Source organism: Herbaspirillum sp. Her2, from assembly GCF_057961375.1.
The window spans coordinates 5443339-5462980 of sequence record NZ_CM176331.1; the positions used below are offsets into that span (position 1 = coordinate 5443339).

14 protein-coding genes are annotated in these 19642 nt (G+C 56.5%); 10 read left to right on the plus strand and 4 right to left on the minus strand.

The annotated features are described in order from the left end of the window. The 10 genes from ACWHXP_RS24745 (at window position 1) to tssA (ending at window position 12310) form a co-directional block, all read left to right on the plus strand. Window positions 1-2862 carry a T6SS effector BTH_I2691 family protein gene (locus ACWHXP_RS24745; protein ID WP_489634815.1) on the plus strand — a complete coding sequence of 954 codons (2862 nt, stop codon included), beginning with the start codon at window positions 1-3 and terminating at the stop codon, window positions 2860-2862. 85 nt (window positions 2863-2947) lie between these two features. Continuing rightward, complete coding sequence (locus ACWHXP_RS24750; protein WP_489634814.1) at window positions 2948-3697, plus strand: putative type VI secretion system effector; 750 nt, start codon at window positions 2948-2950, stop codon at window positions 3695-3697. Window positions 3698-3922: 225 nt separating this feature from the next. Then, the gene (locus ACWHXP_RS24755; RefSeq protein WP_489634813.1) at window positions 3923-4675 is read left to right on the plus strand and encodes a putative type VI secretion system effector; all 753 of its coding nucleotides are present in this window, start codon (window positions 3923-3925) and stop codon (window positions 4673-4675) included. Window positions 4676-4803: 128 nt separating this feature from the next. Further along, window positions 4804-5535 (plus strand): hypothetical protein, encoded by a 732-nt coding sequence (locus ACWHXP_RS24760; RefSeq protein ID WP_489634812.1) that lies wholly within the window; start codon window positions 4804-4806, stop codon window positions 5533-5535. Between the two features lie 20 nt (window positions 5536-5555). Continuing rightward, window positions 5556-6614 carry a DUF6708 domain-containing protein gene (locus ACWHXP_RS24765; protein WP_489634811.1) on the plus strand — a complete coding sequence of 353 codons (1059 nt, stop codon included), beginning with the start codon at window positions 5556-5558 and terminating at the stop codon, window positions 6612-6614. 14 nt (window positions 6615-6628) lie between these two features. Continuing rightward, window positions 6629-7534, plus strand: a complete 906-nt coding sequence (locus ACWHXP_RS24770) for a DUF6708 domain-containing protein (protein WP_489634810.1) — start codon at window positions 6629-6631, stop codon at window positions 7532-7534. 150 nt (window positions 7535-7684) lie between these two features. Further along, window positions 7685-8632 carry a DUF6708 domain-containing protein gene (locus tag ACWHXP_RS24775; protein ID WP_489634809.1) on the plus strand — a complete coding sequence of 316 codons (948 nt, stop codon included), beginning with the start codon at window positions 7685-7687 and terminating at the stop codon, window positions 8630-8632. A gap of 375 nt (window positions 8633-9007) precedes the next feature. Continuing rightward, on the plus strand, window positions 9008-9970 hold the full coding sequence (locus ACWHXP_RS24780; RefSeq protein WP_489634808.1) for a DUF6708 domain-containing protein: 963 nt from the start codon (window positions 9008-9010) through the stop codon (window positions 9968-9970). 10 nt (window positions 9971-9980) lie between these two features. Further along, window positions 9981-10964, plus strand: a complete 984-nt coding sequence (locus ACWHXP_RS24785) for a formylglycine-generating enzyme family protein (protein WP_489634807.1) — start codon at window positions 9981-9983, stop codon at window positions 10962-10964. A 218-nt stretch (window positions 10965-11182) separates the two neighbouring features. Next, window positions 11183-12310, plus strand: a complete 1128-nt coding sequence (tssA, locus tag ACWHXP_RS24790; protein WP_489634806.1) for a type VI secretion system protein TssA — start codon at window positions 11183-11185, stop codon at window positions 12308-12310. A 92-nt stretch (window positions 12311-12402) separates the two neighbouring features. On the opposite strand, the gene ACWHXP_RS24795 is transcribed toward tssA, so the two are convergent. The 4 genes from ACWHXP_RS24795 to ACWHXP_RS24810 are packed head-to-tail and all read right to left on the minus strand — an operon-like array spanning window position 12403 to window position 19636. Next, window positions 12403-13209: an OmpA family protein gene (locus ACWHXP_RS24795; protein WP_489623839.1), complete on the minus strand. Its 807-nt coding sequence runs from the start codon at window positions 13207-13209 to the stop codon at window positions 12403-12405. Window positions 13210-13212: 3 nt separating this feature from the next. Further along, window positions 13213-14199 carry a type VI secretion system-associated protein TagF gene (tagF, locus tag ACWHXP_RS24800; RefSeq protein ID WP_034330839.1) on the minus strand — a complete coding sequence of 329 codons (987 nt, stop codon included), beginning with the start codon at window positions 14197-14199 and terminating at the stop codon, window positions 13213-13215. Continuing rightward, window positions 14196-18059, minus strand: coding sequence for a type VI secretion system membrane subunit TssM (gene tssM / locus ACWHXP_RS24805; RefSeq protein WP_134223442.1), 3864 nt, complete (start codon window positions 18057-18059; stop codon window positions 14196-14198). Before tssM ends, tagF begins: the two co-directional genes overlap by 4 nt. 29 nt (window positions 18060-18088) lie before the next feature. Then, window positions 18089-19636, minus strand: coding sequence for a hypothetical protein (locus tag ACWHXP_RS24810; protein WP_489634805.1), 1548 nt, complete (start codon window positions 19634-19636; stop codon window positions 18089-18091). Window positions 19637-19642: the final 6 nt, after the last annotated feature.

Sequence of the window (19642 nt, forward strand, 5' to 3'; positions counted from 1 at the left end):
ATGGCTTGCAACAACCCCCAGAATCCGCAGTGCCCCAACTGCAACAAGAGTGGCCTTGCCATCCTGCCGACGCGCTACGCCGTGGTGCCGATGCATGTCGATGCAGCTTTGCCAGCTCCTTTGGGCAACAAGGTGAGCAGCGTCAGGCTGAACCATCACAAATATGCATTGCGTGCCTTAAGGGCAGGATTCCTTTACGTCTTTCATGAGAAGCATCCGCGCGGCAGTCACATCAAATGGGAGGTGTACGGCGTTTCGGAGGCAGGTACGCTGTGGAAGATGCCTTCGGCCAGCGCCATCAAGGCCGTGAACGAGGAGCCGCAGTGCTCACGCAACGGACACAATCTCCCGGCCTCGGTCATCACGATCGAATCTCCCGAGAAATGCAAGCGAGTCTGGATCGCTTTCTCGGAGCATATCTGGAGTACCGAGACGCTGGCAGACTTCGAGAAGGACGCCAAACTGCGTGACCGGCGCATGCAGACCTTCCTGCCCGCGACCTGGATTGCGACCGGCGGTTATCGCCACGGGTTGCCGGCGACAAAGGCGAACATTGAGCAGATTCTTGAATACAAGCCAGGCTTCCGTGCGGATAGCGTGAACCCAAAGGTCGTTCCGAAGATCAGCCGGCCTTCCAGGAATGGCAGCTATTTTGCTGACGTGCTGAAAAAGCAGAGCACCATTTATACAGCCGTTGAGCGCAGTGGGCAGAGCGAGCCCGTTTCCAAGCTGATGGCCGAGATCGGAAAGAACACGAAAGGCAAAGACCATCTGCCGCTCATCATGGGCGTGTGGGATGCCGTCGGAATTGTTCATGAACTCAACGGCTTCCGTAACGATGTTGTCGGCTGGTCGGAAAAGTACATGGAAGAATTGCAGATGGAAGTCTCTGCGATGATGGCCATTGATGGACTCAAGGAGGTCCTGGGCCAACGGGCCGCCGATGCGCAGGACAGCTTCCAGCAGGACATGAAGAGCCACAGCATGTCTCAGCCGGATAGCACCGGTCGGCGCCAGTACGCTTCCAAGCTACCTCCGGCCGAACAGGCCAAGGCCAACGAGATTAGCGACTTCATTGATGAACTGAAGCAGAAGCAAGTTCCGACGGTCGTTATCCAGCCGACCTATCTCGATCATGTCAATACGATGCCAGAACCTCAGCGTAGTGCCGAGTTGGCAAAGCTGCGAAAGCAGGCAGATGACTTCGTAAGCACGCGGGACAAGAATGGCGTGAGAAATATCGAGGATGCCAGAACCGGCGCCTGGTCAAAATATGAAAAGAAGTTGGACAAGAAGCGCTATTCAGACTTCAAGAAGAATTACAACGCATTCCAGGATGAGGTAACCAAGATCGCCAATGATCGTACCGAGGATCTGGTGAACTGGCTTGAAGCGAAGAATCTGATTGATGCATTTACCGAATTCCACGGAAAAAGTGTGAGCGACGGCGTGGTGTTCGATGATCAGGTGGGCAGGGCGATCTTCGGCATGAACCACAGCAATGTGGGACAGGACAAGATCGCTGCTTGGGTCAAGGAGATGAAAACGACCGAGACCAACCTCTTGTGGCGCGCCATGGCCTTGAATCAGATTGACGCGATGCCTGAGTTGGATGCGTACCTACAGGAGGCCAAGCAAAACAATGAGAAGAAGATCCTGGCGAGCACGGTCGATTGGATTGCCATCGGTCAAAAGAGCCTGAAGACCCTGGCTGATACCTATAAAAAGGCCATTGGCATCTACAACGCCAATACCAATGCCGCCTCCGAAAAAGGCTCCATGGCATTCAACGTCAGGGTCAAGCCGATCAAGACCTTTGGGGTCGACTTGAAGATCATGACGGTCGGCGATGCCATCATGAGGGACTTCAAGTTGGCGAGCACGCTTGATTACGCTGGCGAAAAAATGGTGCAGTACATGCTGAGTGTGCGAGCACTCGTCAACCCACTGGATTCCTTGCAGCTGATTCAGGCGCAAGCCAAGAATGACGGCTTGATCAGGCAACAGACTATCGGACGCTTACGCACTGCACGAGCGTTTCTGGCAAGTGATCAGCCGGCCATGCACAATGCGCAGACTGAAAGCATGCGTCGCGCTTGGGAGGACTTCAAGAAAAGTGAGAAGGCGCCCAACGCGATCAAAGACGTACGAGCTGCGCTGCTGGTGATGATCATTGAGGGGGTTAATTTCTCCAAGATGGCGCATGCCTGCATAGAAAAAGGGGATGCGAAGAGCTGGTGGGGGCTTGTGGCCTCTGGCATGACCATTACTAGTGGTCTGTTTGATGTGGCAGGAGGCATTCTGAAAAATATGACGCAGAATGCCAAGGGAGAATTCGATAAAGGGGCGACCTTGTGGAGCTACCAGCGGCTTAAGCTTGTTGGTGGAGCGTTAGGTGCAGCGACTGCCGCAATAGGAGTAGTGTTTGATACGCTGGATATGAAAAAAAATTGGGAGGCGGGCAAGAGAGGAATGGCTTCGCTATATTTCCTCAAGGTTGTCTTCGGATCTGGAACCGTTTTGTTGTCGACGGCCACCGCGATGACATACTCAACACCCCTTATTCGGCAGTTGACTGTGCGGGCGACTCTCAGTTTGACAGTCCAAGTCGTTGCTGAACGAGAAGCGGCCTTGATTGCCGCACGTATTCTGCTGATGGCTGCAGGATTCTGGGTAGGCGTGGCCATCTTTACCATCCAGGTATTGATCTGGATATTCAGCGACGATGATCTTCAATCATGGTGTGCCCTGTGTGTTTTTGGAGAAGACCGTAACGAAAAATCAGCTTTTCATTCATTGAAGGAACAAAGTTCCGGATTGAATCAAGCGCTCGTTGCGATTGGTTTACCCCCGGCGGACTAGGCTAAGAAGGTCGGTGGTTGGTTTTGGCAAAATGAATCGAAGCCCATTGTTGAAAATATGAAACTGCACGACTGAGAGAGAGACTATGGCTGAATATGTTAAACACCCTGATTCTGGACCTACTCTAAAACTAAGAGGCTATATCTCCAATTACAAGAAGACGAGGGAAAGCGCTAGCTTCTTCTTCACCGCGGGGGATCAAGCAAAAATTGGTGCAATGGCCGTCATGTCGGCAGCATCCGGTTTGGCTGGACAAGCCGCGATCATGGCTAACTACGCTACCTCAATGGAGGAGGAGGCCGATTTCATTGAGTTCGACCTGGATGGAAAGTCGTTAAGAGGATGGGTATGGCGCAGCCCTTTCCAAGAGGGCGATATTGTAGAGGTGGCTGCTCAGAAACGCAGCGATCACTACGAACTATTTGCCGTCGCAAGGCCCTCTGATCGGGTTATTGCTCTTTATCCTCATTGCTCGCGAGGACGCGCGACTCATGTCAGGAACGCTGCAAAGTGGGTTGGCTATCTGGCTATCTATTTCTTTATTGCGGGGATTCTGTTGGGTTGGTTGATCGGTGCTGGACCTCTGGGGATATGGGGTGACTTCTATTTCAATTTTCCACAGGGATTTCTGATAATTGGAGCTGGCTGGATGGCATCGGTGCTTATCGTTGGACACCTGGCACGCAAATGGATGCCATTTGTACGATTGGCTGAAAGGGTCTTTCGGATACTGGACTTGCCATCGCCTACCAGCATCGATCTGAAGAAATCCACAAAATTACGCAAGACCGAGAGTGATCCACCTGAATGTGGCGTGATGTATTTCAAATATTAGAAATCATGGTTTTTACGAGAAAAGCTGGCGAAGGCATCCAGTTCAGAATTTCTAGGACGGCTCTAATCATTTTCCCGACACGCATCTGAACCTACTCCAGCGCTGACAAAATTGTGTGTGGCAGGATAAGTGCAGAACGCTGACGTTTGCGTGCATCATCGCATTAAATATTAGAACTCGTTTCCCTGACTAAACCTTATTGATCGCCGGCCGATGGAAATTCTTATGACCATTTACATGAGCCATTCAAACGAAAGCTCACTACAAAAACTGACGGGGAAGATAAGTTCGTATGAGAAGGAGAGATTAAGTGCGAGCTTTGTATTTGCGGAGTCAGATCAAACAAGAATGGGGGGGCTTGCCGTCGCGTATTCGGCGACCAGTCTGACGGGGCAGGCGGCAATTATGTCGCACTACGCTTCATCAATAGAGGAAGAAGCTGACTACGTTCAGTTTGCGCTGGATGGAAAACAGATTAAGGGCTGGCTATGGAGAAGCCCATTCAAGGAAGGGGATGAAGTTGTTGCGGCTGTTGAGAAACGGCAAGGCCATTACGAGTTGTATGGAATGATGCGCCCCATCGATAAGGTCATCTCGTTATACCCTCATTGTTCACGTGGGAAGCAGAGTCATATAAAAAATGCCATTAAATGGTGGTTCATATTTATGGCATTTGTTTATACAGTAACGTTGCTAGTGCCGTTGTTAGGTGGAGTTCTAACCTTCTGGAGATTTTGGATTGATCTTCTGACAGAGGAGCCCAGTTTCTCATATGTTTTAATTGGGCTAGGCATTTTTTTTATGGTCATGGTTGCGTCTTTAACTAGGAAATGGATGCCATTCGTGCGCCTCGCTCAAAAGGTCTTTCGGGCACTGGAATTGCCTTCGCCTTCAAATATCGATCTGAAGAAATCCACCAAATTGCATAAGACCGAGACCGATCCTCCTGAATGTGGCGTGATGTATTTCAAATACTGAGATTTGATCGCCTTTTTTTAATCTATTTTGGGAGAGTTATCAGATCCGCTAAGTCGCTTTCCCCAATGAGATTCGCCCTTTCAAAAGCCGCGAAGGTCACCGCAAATCCGAATGAGCAGATGAAGGAAATGAAGATGCTGATCTTTGATCATGTGACCGGGGGTGACATTATCGATTTCGACCCGGCAACCGGGCTCTGGCGTTATCCAGAAAAGCCGAGAGTGACGCCTGAGCTTGAGATCATGGCAAGGTTCACCCTTCCGGTTCGAGGAAGCTTTACTGAAGTCGATGGCAAGCGTTATTACCTTTATTGGACAGCGGACCGGATCTTGCTCTTCAGACTTCCGGACGGCACCGAATACACGTTGTTCCGCCACCTTTCAGATGCACGTTTTGAAGATCTGCGCGATGGGCTGAAATTCGAGATTGTCCCGGCAGAGAGAAGGGACGGCAGTGCCATTCCCGGATATTCAACAGTGCGGATGCACGATAGAACTGGCGCGTTATTGCACGAAGTTTCTTATTTTTCGCAACGGTATCTTCAGCTCTACATGATGGATATCACACCCTTTACCGATAGAGATCTTGGAACATGGGATTTCTTTGTTGCGCTCAAAGATGCTTTCGAGAAAATAAGTGAGAAATGCTCAAGCGAGCAGAACGAAAGTCCGCTTGCATCCAGGATACGGGCGAGAACTGGAGAGCGCTGTCCCCTAGATGGTTTTTGGTTGGTAGCCGATTCCGTGGATTATCGGATAGAGGCCAAACAAGGCGAGCTGATGCCCTCCAGTCAGGGCCGCAACGTGAATTGGGAATGGATTTCTCGTGAACTGATTCCTGCGGGCTTTTTCACCGGCTAAAAAACATCGAGATATCTCCAATGACACAGCGCGCCTGCGGATCGTTGCGAAAAATAGCAATGCTTGTTTGCCAGCACCATACAGGTAGCGAAATCATCGATGTTGATTTGCTCGCAGATTTGAGCGGAGGAAATGTGACTATAAGTAATACAAGCCGATTTACTCCGAAAAATCCACTTTGGTACGAGGACCTCGCTGCGCGCGAGTCGGGAATAGATCTTGATGTGCGCTTGGATAGTCCGCTCCTTGATGAGGATCTGAATCACGTCGATGAAAATTACCTGGAAATTTCACGCACATCGTCTGTCATCAGGGGGCTTGGCGTCCTGATCGGTATATCATTTTTTTTAATTTCCTTCGGATTCTTTATTCCTTTCTTGATCCATCGGTGGGGTGACTTTTTCAGTCTCGCGCCTTTGCTTGGACTCTTTTATTGCGTAATGCTGGCGGGCGGAATCGTAGCAGTGGGATTGTTCGCTCTTTATGATTGTCTTCTTCCGAGAGATACGCCGGTACGTTTCAATCGAAACACCAGAAAAATATACGTCTACGAATATACGGCGTCATTGCAACGTCTTAAGCGCTGGCGAACGGAAATCAAGATCTATGACTGGGACCAGATTGAGGCGGAGATTGCCAAGTCTTCAGTATTTGCCGGGAAGACTTACTCCGTTCGGGATGAGTTGGTGCTGGTGATCTGTAAGCCAGCAACCAACGAGGTCATTGACCGTATTTCACTCAAGGGTAATGACGTTGGTGCCGAGACCCTGTATCAATTGTGGTCCTATGTCCGCCGGTTCATGGCCTACGGCCCGTCCCGTATTCCAGCGCTGATGACACGTGAGCAGAGTGTCGGCTTCGTCAAGAGCCTGTTTCATTTCATGCCCTACCTTTCCCCAACCGAGGAGGGCCGGCGCTTCCGTAGCAAGATGCGGTGGCTGGATTACTCGATCATTTTTCTGACGATCTGGTTTTTCTGGATCTGGCTGCCTCTTGGGCTTTGCCATTACGTTGCAATGAAGTGTGCTCCAGAGCCGTTTTGGCCTGCAGAAGTGGATGAAGAGAGTCGGCGTGGATAACAGAAAATTCTTTCATGAGTACATCGCGGTTTAATCCACCGAATTCCCTCTGGTATGAGGACCTCCCGGCCCGAGCGGCGATGGCGGAGGAAGAAGTTTCTGTCATGGCTTTGCAAGAGGATGTGATCGGTGTCGATCAAGATAAACTGGATATTTCTCGCGCATCCTCCACTCTGCGAGGCGGTTTCATTTTTATCGGAATGGCGGTCTTGCTGATACTGTGCTGGTTCGCGCCACATGTCTTCACGTCTATCTTTACACCCCCGAGATCTGTATTGGTGATAACGATCTTGACGATTCAGAATCTTGCACTGGCCGGTTACAGCCTGTTCCTGATCTGGCTGGACTGTCGAATTCCACGTGATCTTCCTGTACGTTTTGACCGTCGTGCTGGAAAGATTCACGTACAGGATTTCAGCCTCAGTCTCAATCCTTTCGCACACCGAAAGCTTCTGCTGAAGACTTTCGACTGGGCGGACATCGAGGCTGAGTTGACCAAACAGGCCGGGTTCAACGGCAAGGTCTATATGGTGAGATACGCCTTGGTATTGGTAGTTTGCCGACCAGGAACCACGGAGGTGCTTGAGCGGATCACCCTCAGAGGCAACGACATTGCAACCCAAGGCTTGGAGTCTATCTGGTCCTATGTGCGAAGGTACATGGAGCAAGGCCCATCCAATCTGCCGACGCTACATGTGCGTGAGCGGCGGATTTCCTTGTTGAATAGCCTGTTCTTCTACATGCCCTATCTCGCTCCGGGAGAAGAAGGGCGGTTCTATCGTAGTCGTATGGGCGCGGTAGAGTTGATTCTTGCGTTTCTGATGATCTGGTTCTTCTGGATTTGGCTGCCGTTAGGGCTGTGCTACTACGTTGCAATGAGGTGTGCTCCAGAGCCAAGTTGGCCGGAACGCTTGGATTGATGGGGCCGTTGGAAAAAATTGAGCCATCGTTCTTTGGACAACTGAGGTTCAGTAGATACCTGTTTCGGAATCTGCTGAGTCCTGATTGACCGGTTAGACGGCGAAGAAATGTCCAGCCAGAGAGGAACAGTTGTGAATGAGGATTTGTAGATGAGTAGCACCCGGTCCCGTTTTAATCCGATCAATCAACATTGGTACGAGGATTTACCCGACCATCAGGCAGACTTCGGTCGAGATCTAGAGTCCCCTACGCTCGCAGACGACATCAATGCAATCAGCGAAAGCTATCTGGAAGTGTCGCGCGCGGGCAATGTGATCCGGGGCGGTTTGCTGATGGTGGGCACCGTAATGCTTGTGTTCTTCTCTTGGGTAGTGATGCACCTGGTAGCGGCGAGCATCGGGCCAGATGACGCGCTGATCTTTCCCATCATTAGTTGGAGTTTTCTTGCTTTGGGGATGATATGCGCCATTTTCGGTATGATTCTGGACTGCAGCATTCCGCGTGATATGCCAGTGCGTTTCGACCGCGATAAATGCAAGGTCTATGCCTATGATTATCCAATTCGTCTGATGCCGTTTCCACCCCGTCGGTCGAAACTAAAGATATTTTCCTGGCAGGACGTGCAGGCCGAGATTACCAAGCAGTCCGGTTACAACGGAAAAGCCTATGTCGTCCGCTATGCGCTGGTTCTTGTGATCTGTCAACCCGGCACCAATCAAGTGGTTGATCGCCTCACGCTAAAGGGGAACGACATGACCGTACTCGGCTTGGAGGTGCTTTGGGGTTACATTCGTCGCTATATGGCCGAGGGGACCGTCAATTTACCGAAAGTCCAGCCGCGGCACCAAGGTGTAACTCTGCGTCGCAGCCTGTTTTCGTATATGCCCTATTTCGACCCGTCGATGGAAGGCTCCCAGTTTCGCAACCGCATGGGGGCAGTCGACTGGCTGCTGGCGCTGGTCATGATGTGGTTCTTCTGGATCTGGCTGCCTCTTGGGCTTTGCCATTACGTTGCAATGAGGTGTGCTCCAGAGCCGTGTTGGCCTGCAGAAGTGGATGAAGAGCGTCGTCGGGGAGAATGGAAAATTCTTTCGTGAGGACGTCGCATTTCAATCCACTTTGAATCCTAAATCTATGAGTGGTCTGTCCCTGAGTTTTTTAGGTCAATCATATGAAGTTTGTCTCGCGTAGTGGCGGGATTTGCAAATGCATGGTGATTTTCGCCATTTGGATATCACCCGGCTCTACGATGATGCTTGAGTTGGATGCGTGCCTGCGGGAGGCCAAGCAAAACAATGAGAAGAAGATCCTGGTGAGTGCGATGATTGGATTGCTATCGGTCAAAAGAGCTTGAAGACTCTGGCTGATACTGAGGGTGGCGTGATGTACTGCAAATATTGAAGACTTATAGTCTGCTGTCCAATTGATACAGGGCACGGACATCCTATTCATCAACGCGCTCGGAAAACCTGATGATAAGCGTCGCCCGCGTGACAACATGTAATGCAAGCCGATTTACTCCGAAAAATCCTCTTTGGTATGAGGACCTCCCTAAGCGCGATTCAGGAATTGACTTTAATGAGCGCTTGGATAGCCCGCTCCTTGATGAGGATCTGAATCACGTCGATGAAAATTACCTGGAGATTTCACGTACATCGTCTGTTATCAGGGGACTAGGTATCTTAGTAGGAGGATTGTTTCTTCTGAGTGTTATTGGCGTATTTATCCCTCTTCTTATTAAGTTGAGGGATGTTTATTTCAACCTCATTCCAGTGCTTGGACTTATTTTTTGCGTCATGCTGGTTGGCGGTATCGTGGCAGCGAGCGTATTCGCTCTGCACGCCTGTCGGCTTCCGAGAGACACCCCGATCCGGTTCAATCGAAACACCAGAAAAATATACGTCTACGAATATACGGCGTCGTTGCAACGTCTGAAGCGCTGGCGAACGGAAATCAAGATCTATGACTGGGATCAGATCGAGGCGGAGATTGCCAAGTCTTCAGTATTTACCGGGAAGACTTACTCCGTTCGGCATGAGTTGGTGCTGGTGATCTGTAAACCAGCAACCAACGCGGTCATTGACCGTATTTCACTCAAGGGTAATGACGTTGGTGTCGAGACCCTGTATCAATTGTGGTCCTATGCCCGCCGGTTCATGGCCTACGGCCCGTCCCGTATTCCAGTGCTGATGACACGGGAGCAGAGTGTCGGCTTCGTCAAGAGCCTGTTTCATTTCATGCCTTACCTTTCCCCAACCGAGGAGGGCCGGCGCTTCCGCAGCAAGATGCGGTGGCTGGACTATCCGATCATTTTCCTGACGATCTGGTTTTTCTGGATCTGGCTGCCGTTGGGCCTGTCTCACTACGTTGCCATGCGATTCGCTCCGTTACCCAAGTGGCCTCCGGACATCGATGCCGAAAGCCGCTCCCTATAGAGCTCTCCCAGTGGTCTCCAACAAGATGGTTAATGAAATGTATGAAGGAAAGACAGAAGGTCGTGTGGTGATGATTTCTATGCGCATATTGATGCTGACTTGCATCAGCTCACTGGGTATCGCAGGCTGCCACGGCGATGACGCCACTGCAAAGGATGACGCCGTGGCGCGGCTCGTCGAAGCTACACGCAACAATCTGCTGCCAGTGAAAGGCGGCGATTTCCTGATGGGGGATTTCGGTGAGCGGCACTCATCCGAGAGGCTCCCATACACAGGAGAACCCAATGCGCAGCCCTTGCATGAGGTACGGCTCTCAGATTTCTCCATGCTCAAATGGAAGGTCAGCAATGATGAGTACAACGTGTTTGCAAGCCAGAACAACCGGCACAAGGTAAATGACCGCGAGGGCGATGCCACTTCGGAGAGAATCGCTCGTCTTCCGGATAGCGGACGCTTTCCGGCCATGGTCCTCTGGAAGGAAGCGCAAGATTACTGCGCGTGGCTGGGAGAGAAACTGGGACAAAAGATGAACTTGCCGACCGAAGCTCAGTGGGAATATGCCGCTCGGGATGGTGGCAAGTTCTATATCTTCGCCACAAATGATGGCAGCTTCCGAAACGGGGTGAATGTAATTTCTCATGAACAGGCAGAGGCGATCAGTCAGGATCCATTTTTCCCTGTGCCCGTAGGAAGCGCACCCGCGAATTCGTCGGGGCTGGGTGATTTCGCCAAGAGTGGATTGGAGTGGGTACGAGATTGGTATGATGATAATTACTATGCACACTCCTCAAAGCTCGACCCTGCAGGACCCGCTGCTGGTGATCTCAAAGTCGTGCGTGGCGCTCAAGCCAGCAGCTCAGTGCCAGCAATGACAATGGCGCGCACGGGAAGACGTCCCGATGGCGTCGATGAGAAAGTTGACAAGTTATTCCAGGAGCAGGGATTCAAGCCAATTCGGTTCGGCGCCACTTTCCGCTGCGTTACGCAGCAGTGACTATCCAAGATTCCCGGAAAGTCCTTTCCAGTGAGTCCAGCCAGTAATGGTCGCAAGAAGTTGAACTGCATTTATTCACCCTTATTCTTCTGCAGTCGCGAACACCCGCCCCCAACCCTTGTCCAACCCCCTCCAAGGCCCGTCACTTCCAGCACGCGCATGCTGAAACAACGGGGATCATCATGACAAGAAAATAACTGATCGGGATCGTATCGACCATGAAACTGCCCACCCTGAAATCCTTGCTCGGCGTCAAGCCACCCACCTCTGCCGTCGACCCGCTGCTCAAGCCCATCAATGACAACCATCCCGGCGGCGAAGACCTCTCCTTCACCGCCGACCTGGACGCCATTGCCGAGGCACGCCGCTTCGATGATCCGACCCTGGACCAGGGCGAATGGGTCACCGACATCAAGGAAGCCGACTGGATCTTCGTCGAGCAGCGCTGCGCCCAGCTCATCGAAACCCGCAGCAAGGACCTGCGCCTGGCCGTCTGGTACAGCGAAGCCGCCTGCAAGACGCGCGGCCTGCGCGGTCTGGGGGATGGGTTCCTGCTGGTGGCCGGGCTGTTCGACCAGTTCTGGGATCATCTCTATCCGCTGTCGGAAGACGGCGACCACGACCGCCGTGTCGGCAACCTGACCTGGCTGCTGTCGCGCTCGGTGCAGATGTCGCGCGAAATCCCCCTGACCGAAGGCCGTGGCAGCGCCTTCTCCCTGCTCGACTTCGACGCCGCCCGCACCCGCGCGGCCAATGCTGAACGGATCGCCAACGAAGGCGGCCAGCCGGAAGAGGGCATCAAGCTGGCCGTCATGGAATCGGCCCGCAAGCGCAGCTCACATGCCTTCTATGAAGCCATGCTGGCCGATACCCAGTACTGCCTGCAATGCCTCGAACAACTGGAAAAATCCGTGGATCAGCGCCTCGGTGTCGATGGTCCCGGCTTCGCCTCCGCCCGCGAGGCGATCACCCTGGTTCACGACACCATCGCCCGCTTCGCAGCCGATACCGGTCTGCGTTCGGTGGCCCCCGCAGAGATCGCCGTGGCCGATGAAAATACGGCTGCCGTGGCCGCGCATTTGAGTGAGCAAGGCAGCCCTGTTGCAGCGCCGGTCCAGCATCAGGGACCAATCCGTACGCGTGCCGAAGCCATTGCCCAACTGCGCGCCGTGGCAGAGTTCTTCCGCCGCACCGAGCCCCACAGCCCGGTCGCGCACCTGGCCGACAAGGCCGCACAATGGGGTGAGATGCCCTTGCACGCCTGGCTCAAAACCGTCATCAAGGACAACGCCGCACTGTCCCACGTCGAAGAACTGCTGGGATTGCAACCGCCGCCACAGGACTGAACATCGCCTGTCGACGCGCCCAAAGAAAAAAGGAACCGCAAAACAAGCGGTTCCTTTTTTTCATGCCGGGCGAGATTCACCCGCGTCTTGTCTTACTTGGCAATACGGAATTCGATCCGTCGATTCTTGGCACGCCCTTCAGCCGTATTGTTGGAAGCGACCGGACGATCCGGACCCTGGCCCGAGGTCGTCAGCAGACTTTCATCGACCCCCTTGGCACTCAGGTAGGCCTTGACCGCATCAGCCCGTGCCAGCGACAGCGAGATGTTGCTGGCGCGCAGGCCTTCATTGTCGGTGTTGCCGATGATTTCCACGTGCCGGCCCTTGAGCTTGAGCATGGTCGCAGCGATCTCATCGAGGATGCGTTTGCCTTCGGGCGTCAGGGTGGCCTGTCCGCTTTCGAAGGCCACCACCCGGTTGGCCAGGGCGTTGTCCAGCAGCCCCTGTTCCGAAGTGGAAACCCGCAAGCCGTTGTTCACGGTATAGGAAGAATTGAGGCTACTGGCCATGTCACTGGCGATCTGCTGACGCTGCGCCTCATTGGACACTTCGCCCGAAATGCTGACGCTGGTGCCATCGATCTTCAGCTGGCCACGGCTGACTGCCTTGAGGTTGGGCGAAATCAGCTTCTGCACGTGATTGTTCCAGTTAGCCGGCAGCACCACCTGGCCGACCGCAATCTGATCCACCACGCGGTCAGCGCCATAGACCTCGCGCAGGCGCGCCAGCGCGGCCGCCTTGCTGGCTTCATCGGGGACGGTGCCGGTCACCAGTACCTGGCCCGGTGCAGGCGTGGCGACCGGCGGCGCAACGTTCTGTGCATGAGCGACCGAGCAGGCGAGCCAGGCCGCGCTCAACAGTGCCAGCCGGCGGGTTTGGGAAAAAATGTTCGTCTTCAAGATTCAGGCTCCGATGAAAGCTTCGCGGAATGAGGCCAGGGCCGAGGTCAGCGAGAGGTCGGGATGGGCCAGGTAGCTGGACAGTTTCTGGATGCCGTAGTCGCTGCCCACATGTTCTTCCACCCAGTCGGCATCGTCGAAGGGGATGTTGTGCTCGGCACCGGCCTGGATGTCCATCACCGAATGCAAGGTGCGCGGCGAAGCGCCCGAAAAGCCGAGGAACATGGCCGGCTGATCATCCAGCCGCGTCAGGAACAGCGCCAGCTCGAAATCGGCCCGGGTGAGGAAGGGCGTGATCAGGTGCATCCAGAAACTGGCCACCAGGCTGCGATACATCGGGTCGCGCGGCAGCGGCAGGATCAGGTTCTTGTCCAGGCGGCTGGAGGTGCTGGCCATGACCGGCTGCAGCAGCAGTCCCAGCGCCAGCAACAACTGGCGCAGATTGCCGGTGAAGCCGGCTTCGGCCAGCATCTGTTGCAGCGAGCCCGTGGTCTGCAGATCCAGGAAGTCGGCAAAGGCCGCTGTGTAGCCGGCGCTGTTGATGTCCAGTTCCAGCGTTGTCGACGCCAGGGTCTGCAGCGGCTGGGCCGGATCGGGTGCCGTCAGCACGCCTTGCGTGAGCGATTCCAGCCGCGACCAGAGACGCGAGAGGATCAGCGGACTGTTGCTTACGAAAGCGACCGGATCCTCGATATCGAAGGCGCTCATCGAGATGAACGGGAAGCGGCGCTGCGACTGGTCGCCGCTGGCACGCAGGTGGCCCGCCACGGCACGCCGGCTGCGTGGTCCCATGACCACGAAGTGCAGGGGCTTGACGCCGTCGTAGATGATTTTCCAGCGCGCATCGCGCGACAGCAGCTCCATGGTCTGCGCCAGCCAGTTGTCCAGCAGCGTGATCAGGGCGGCGTTGTCAGTGGCCTTGATGAAATCCCCGCGCGCCGGAATCTTGCCGAAATAGCCGATCTTGATGGGGGTGCCGGTTGCACTCATTGCTTAGCCCCTGTAGTCATGGATTGAGTTTGCGATTGCACTTGCGCTGCCGGAGCGCCAGCGGGCGCAGTGGCCGGCGCTGGCGTCGGGACCTGCGCCGGGGCAGGCGTCGGCGCTTCCGGTGCGCCGCCAGCGATGGTTTCCGGCAGCTTCAGGCCACGCAGAGCGGCCGTGCCGCGGGCGGCACCGTTGCTGTTGCCGGAGACTTCTGCGCTGCTGATGATCTTGAGGTTCACCACCACCGTCACGCCGTCATTGGTCCACGACAGCTCGAAGGCACCGTTGTCCTTGCGCTTGCGCTGGGCCGTGTTGATCAGGCGTTCCAGGCCGAAGCGTCCCGGCTGGTTGGCCACTTCCACGGTGCGGCCGTCATAGGTCACGGCCGTCACCTTGGCACCCGGAGCGCCTTGCGGATTGGGCCACACGAAGTTGGTCCACTGCGCCTGGGTGTTGCGGTAGCGCAGTTGCTGGCCATCGATCTCGATGGTGTATTCCAGCGCGCCCGGTGCCGGCTGGGGCTGGATCTGGAACACCGTCTGCGCTTCTGCAGCACCGCCGCCCGCACCAGCACCGCCAGGAGCGCTGATCCAGTCGGCGAAGCTGGTGGTGATGGCCGGCGACAGGGTGATGCCCATGTCGGCCCACTTGCGCGGCGACAGCGTGTCGCCCCGGCGCACCACCAGCGGACCCATGGCCGTGGTCACGAACTTGGAGATCGCACCGTTCTCGCCAAACACGGTTCCTATCTCGCCGCTGTTGGCTTCGATCTTGGAATTGGGCGAGAACGGATACTTGGCGGCCAGGTTGTTCTGGAACGGTTCGTACACCTGAGCACGCCAGATCTTGTTGACTTCGCCTTCGGTCGGACGCACCAGTGCATTGAAGCCCTGCACCAGCGGACGGACCAGCAACGGGCGCAGCGTGGTCTTCTGCTGGTCGTTCAGGCCGGGCAGCATTTCTTCATCGACGAACTTGAGCGAATCCGACAGTTCCGAGCCGTTGCCCTCCAGCGTCTGCTGCATCAGCTGCTTGGCTCCGGGGCCGGTGTCGCCCTGGTTCTTGATGGTGTTCAGGCGGGTACGCAGCTTGGAGAGATTCTCCATGTAGCCGCGCATGAGCGAATTGCCCTTGTCCTTGCTCACCACCAGGCGTGCCACGCCGGCGAATTCGCGCCCCACCGGTCCCATCGGGATGGCGGTGCTGCCGTCGGTATTGAGCTGGGTCGGTACCGGGGCCGGCGAGCGGCGCAGGATGGTTTCCTTGAACCAGCCCATGAAGCCCTTGCTGGCGTTGGCCAGACCGGCATCGACCAGGGACGGGTTGTCCCACGAGGTTTCGTCGTAGACGGTGTTGATCACCTTGTTGAGCGGCGAGGTCAGCGGGTCGCCCAGACGGTTCATGGCATTGGTGGCGTCGTCCAGGTTGCGCAGTTCGACGATGCTCACGCCCTGCAGGAATTTCTGCCACTCGCGTGCATATTCGGTCTTGTACTGCGACACCAGCGCCTTCTGGATCTGCTCGGGGCTGCCTTCCAGCGTCAGATCATCCTTGGTGGAGGTCTTGAGCACCCAGTCGGCGCTCTGCAATTCCTTGTTGGCGGCTTCCTTGAAGGCATCCTGTACGAACTTCTCCCATGCATCGCGGGTGAAGGTGCCGGGGATGGCGTAGCTGCCCATGACCAGTTCCTTGTCCTTGTCGCCGACGATGCGGGCCACGGTCATGGAAGCGAAGCGGGTGGCGGCGCGTGCCTTCACATCGGCATACACGCGTTCACGCGCCGGCATGCCACGCACCACGCGGCGCAGGTTTTCGCGGGTCTGGTCGACCAGGGTCAGCTTGCTTTCCACGGTCGGCCAGGACGGATCATTGATCTGCTCCAGCGAGAAGCTGATCAGGCGTTCAGCGCTGCGGATCATCTGCTCGCGCGGCATGGTGCCGCGGTTGGTCTCCAGCCAGCCGCGCCAGAAGCGGGTGATCTGGTCGCTCAGATGGCTGGATTCGGCACGCGACTTGTCAGACAGCATCAGGTAGGTCTTGAGCGCGTTGTAGGCATCTTCCACACTGGTGGCCGAGCTGTCCTTGTAGGTGCGCAGGGCGTTGGCCGCCTGGGCCGCATTGTCGGCCACCGTCGTCACGCCTCCGGCTTGTGGCGGCTTGGCCATCGGTTCCAGTTTGCCGGAATTGGCGTTGACTTCCATCAGGTAGGTTTCGATGTTGGAGGACACCGGCTTCAACATGATTTCCTTGATGCCGGCAAAGTATTCCTCACGCAGCTTGCGCTCCAGCAGATCGCCCTGGTACAGCCCCAGGCCCACCGAGATCGGGCGGCTGGAACGATAGCGATCCAGCTGCTCGATGCGATCCTGCAGGATCTCCAGCGCTTCGAAGCGCGATTGCAGGTCCAGGCGCTTTTCCTGCAGCTTGACGGCCTTGTCCATGTCCGCCTGCACATTGGCCACCAGCTGGCGATTGCCCATGTAGGACCAGCTCCAGCCGCCCAGCAATGCCCCCAATACGGTTACCGCCGCGAAGAAGGTGACGTAGCGCATGCGGATCTTGTTGCGGCTGGTGTACTGCGCCACCAGCTGCTTGTCCGCGAAGATCACCTGCTTGAACAGGTTGTGCAGGAAGAAACCGTGCTGGGAGAAGATCTCGCGCTGCGGCTTGTGTTCCAGCGTCAGGCCGAAGCGATCGGCGATGCGTTGCGAAGAGGCGCTGACGGTCGCGCCTTCCTGCAGCGCGCTGGTGAAGTAAAAGCCGCGGAAGACCGGCTTGAACTGGAAGGGATTCTCCTCGAACAGCGTGGTCACGAAGGAACGCAGTACACCCTTGATGGACGAGAACTCCAGCGGGAAGGTCAGTACGCCCGGTGCCAGGTTTTCGCCGCGCTTGACGGACATGTTGGCCAGGCTCATTTCCTTGAGGCCGGCATAGAGCTCGTCGAAGCGCTCGTCAAAGAAGCTGCTGACCTCCTGTCCGCTGCGCTTGCGGTCATAGGCGAGCGTCGCGCCCCAGACGCGGTCGCGTTCGCCGCGTTCGGTGTCGAGGAAGAATTCGTTGAAGCCGGTGATCAGGTCGGCCTTGGTGAAGACCACATAGACCGGCGCAAACACTTCCAGCTTCTCGGTCAGCTCCTGCACGCGCTGGCGCAGGTTCTTGGCCAGGTTGATGGCGAATTCCGGACGGTTGCCGGTCAGCTCTGCGATGCTCACCGCGATGATGATGCCGTTGATGGGTGCCTGCTTGCGATAGCGCTTGAGCAGGCCGAGGAAGCTGAACCATTCATTTCGGTCTTCTTCGTACACCGAGTAACGGCCCGCGGTATCGAGCAGGATACCGTCGGTGGTGAAGAACCAGTCACAATTGCGTGTACCCCCCACCCCATGGACGATCTTGCCGCCCTTGTCCGCAAAGGGGAACTGCAGGCCGGAGTTGGCGATGGCGGTACTCTTGCCGGCCGCCGGGTTGCCGATGACCATGTACCAGGGCAATTCATACAGTGCGGCGGCACCGGATTTCTGTCCCAGCTTGGACGTCTTGATGGTGTTGATCGCGTCCAGCATGCGCTGGCGCAGTGCATTCACGTCGTCACGCCGCGCACCGTCGCTGCTGGCGGGGGCGGCTTGCGAGGCTTGCTGTTCCAGCACGTTTTCCAGCTTGCCGGCGGCGCGCCGGACTTTCCAGCGCTTGTAGAGCCAGAAACCCAGCCAGACCAGCAACAGCAGGCCGAGCAGGGCTGCCGCCCAGATCAGGGCCACTTCGAGCTGGTCGGCACCGATGAAGAGGAAGGCCGCCAGGGCGGCGAAGCCGAGGAGGATGAGGACGCGCGTGTCGCTGAGGATGTGCCAGAGTCGTTGCATGATGTGAGCGCTTTGGTGTGGAGTTCTTGTTATACGGTCGCTGAAGCAGTGACGGGAGATGCCGGGGTTGCGGTGGATGCAGCTGAATCGGAAACGGGGGCCGGTGCCGCCGCAATCGCGGGTGCACGGCTGAGGGCGACTACGGCGCGCTGATGGGCGTCCTCGTTGCAGACGCACAGGCTGGGCTGATCGCTGTCGTCGGTGGCGGCGTGCGCCAGCACCAGTGCCGACAGCGCCGTGGCCAGGCCGGCCGAACCGCAGCTGGCACCCAGCTTCACGCACTGGCTGCCGAGGTCGAGTTCGGGCAGCACGGCGTAACCCAGCTTCATGATTTCATCGGTGCGGCTGGCTCGGTAATCGCCATCGCTGACCAGCAGGGCGAGTTGATCGGGCACGATCGCCGCATCGCGCAGCGCGCCCTGCGCCAGATGGATCAGCAGGTCGCCCGGTACGCGGCGTGCCTGGTCGACGGACTGTTCGTGACGGCCCAGGCTGGCCCGGTGCAGCAGTACCGGATCAGCAGTACCCATGGCCAGTGCTTGGGTGGTATCGGCCAGGATCAGTCCGGCTGCAGCTTCTGCCGGGGATTTGCCGATGCTCTGTGCGCCTTGCAGCAATTGCTTGTCCTGCTGCCACGCTTGCACGATCTCCGGATCCAGATTGGACTGGGCCGCAATGACCATGGCGAGGTAGGACGAGGCGAGGTAAGGGGAGGGCTGTTGCGTACGCGGATCGCGGCTGGTCGCCACCAGCCGGTCCAGGTGCAGCAGGGGATGCGCATTTTCACCGGCGGCGGCCGGCAGGACGTTGAGCTTTTCCGGTGGCCAGCCTTGCTGGCAGACTTGTTCACCCAGCCAGCGGGCGGCCTGCATGCGTTGCTCGCTGCTCCAGGTGGGGGGCAGCAGCACCAGCAGATGCAGATGCGGCAAGCCGACTTCCTCCTGACGATGGCGCGGCGCGTCTTGATATTCTTCCAGCAGGGGATGCCACTGCAGCCGATCGCCCAGCTCGCGGGCGATGTCTGCGGCCAGCGCCAGGCTGCGCCAGTGTGCATTGTCCTGTGGTGTCAGCGCCTGCTCGGGGAAACGCTGCTGCTGCCAGGCCTGGTAGATTTCGCGTGTTTCTTCACCTTGAACATCGGAAATGCGCCCGGCGAGTATGGGCATGCCCTGATCGTTCACCAATTCGCCATCCAGGGGCAGGCGCAGCGATTGCGACTTGATCTGTTCGAGCAGGTCGGCGGCATCGGCGCCGAAGGGCGAGCGCAGGGCGGTGGCCACGATGGCCAGGGTCCATTTGCGTTCGGGGGAATGGCCGGGTTCGGTCACGGCTGCTGCCGGGGGCGGTGCGGCGGCTGCAGCGGCGGCCTTGGCAGCAGCGGCTGCGGCCATGGCGCTTCTGCCCTTGGCAATGCTCCATACCAGCAACAGGAAGACGGCCGGCAGCACCAGCAGATAGAGAATGACGTCACCGCCATCCGGCATGTGGTTGGCACCGGACCAATAGGTGATGAACATCACCCAGGTGACCAAGAAGACTGCGACGGTCAACAGACCCCGCTTTATCCATGTGCTCATCAGCGT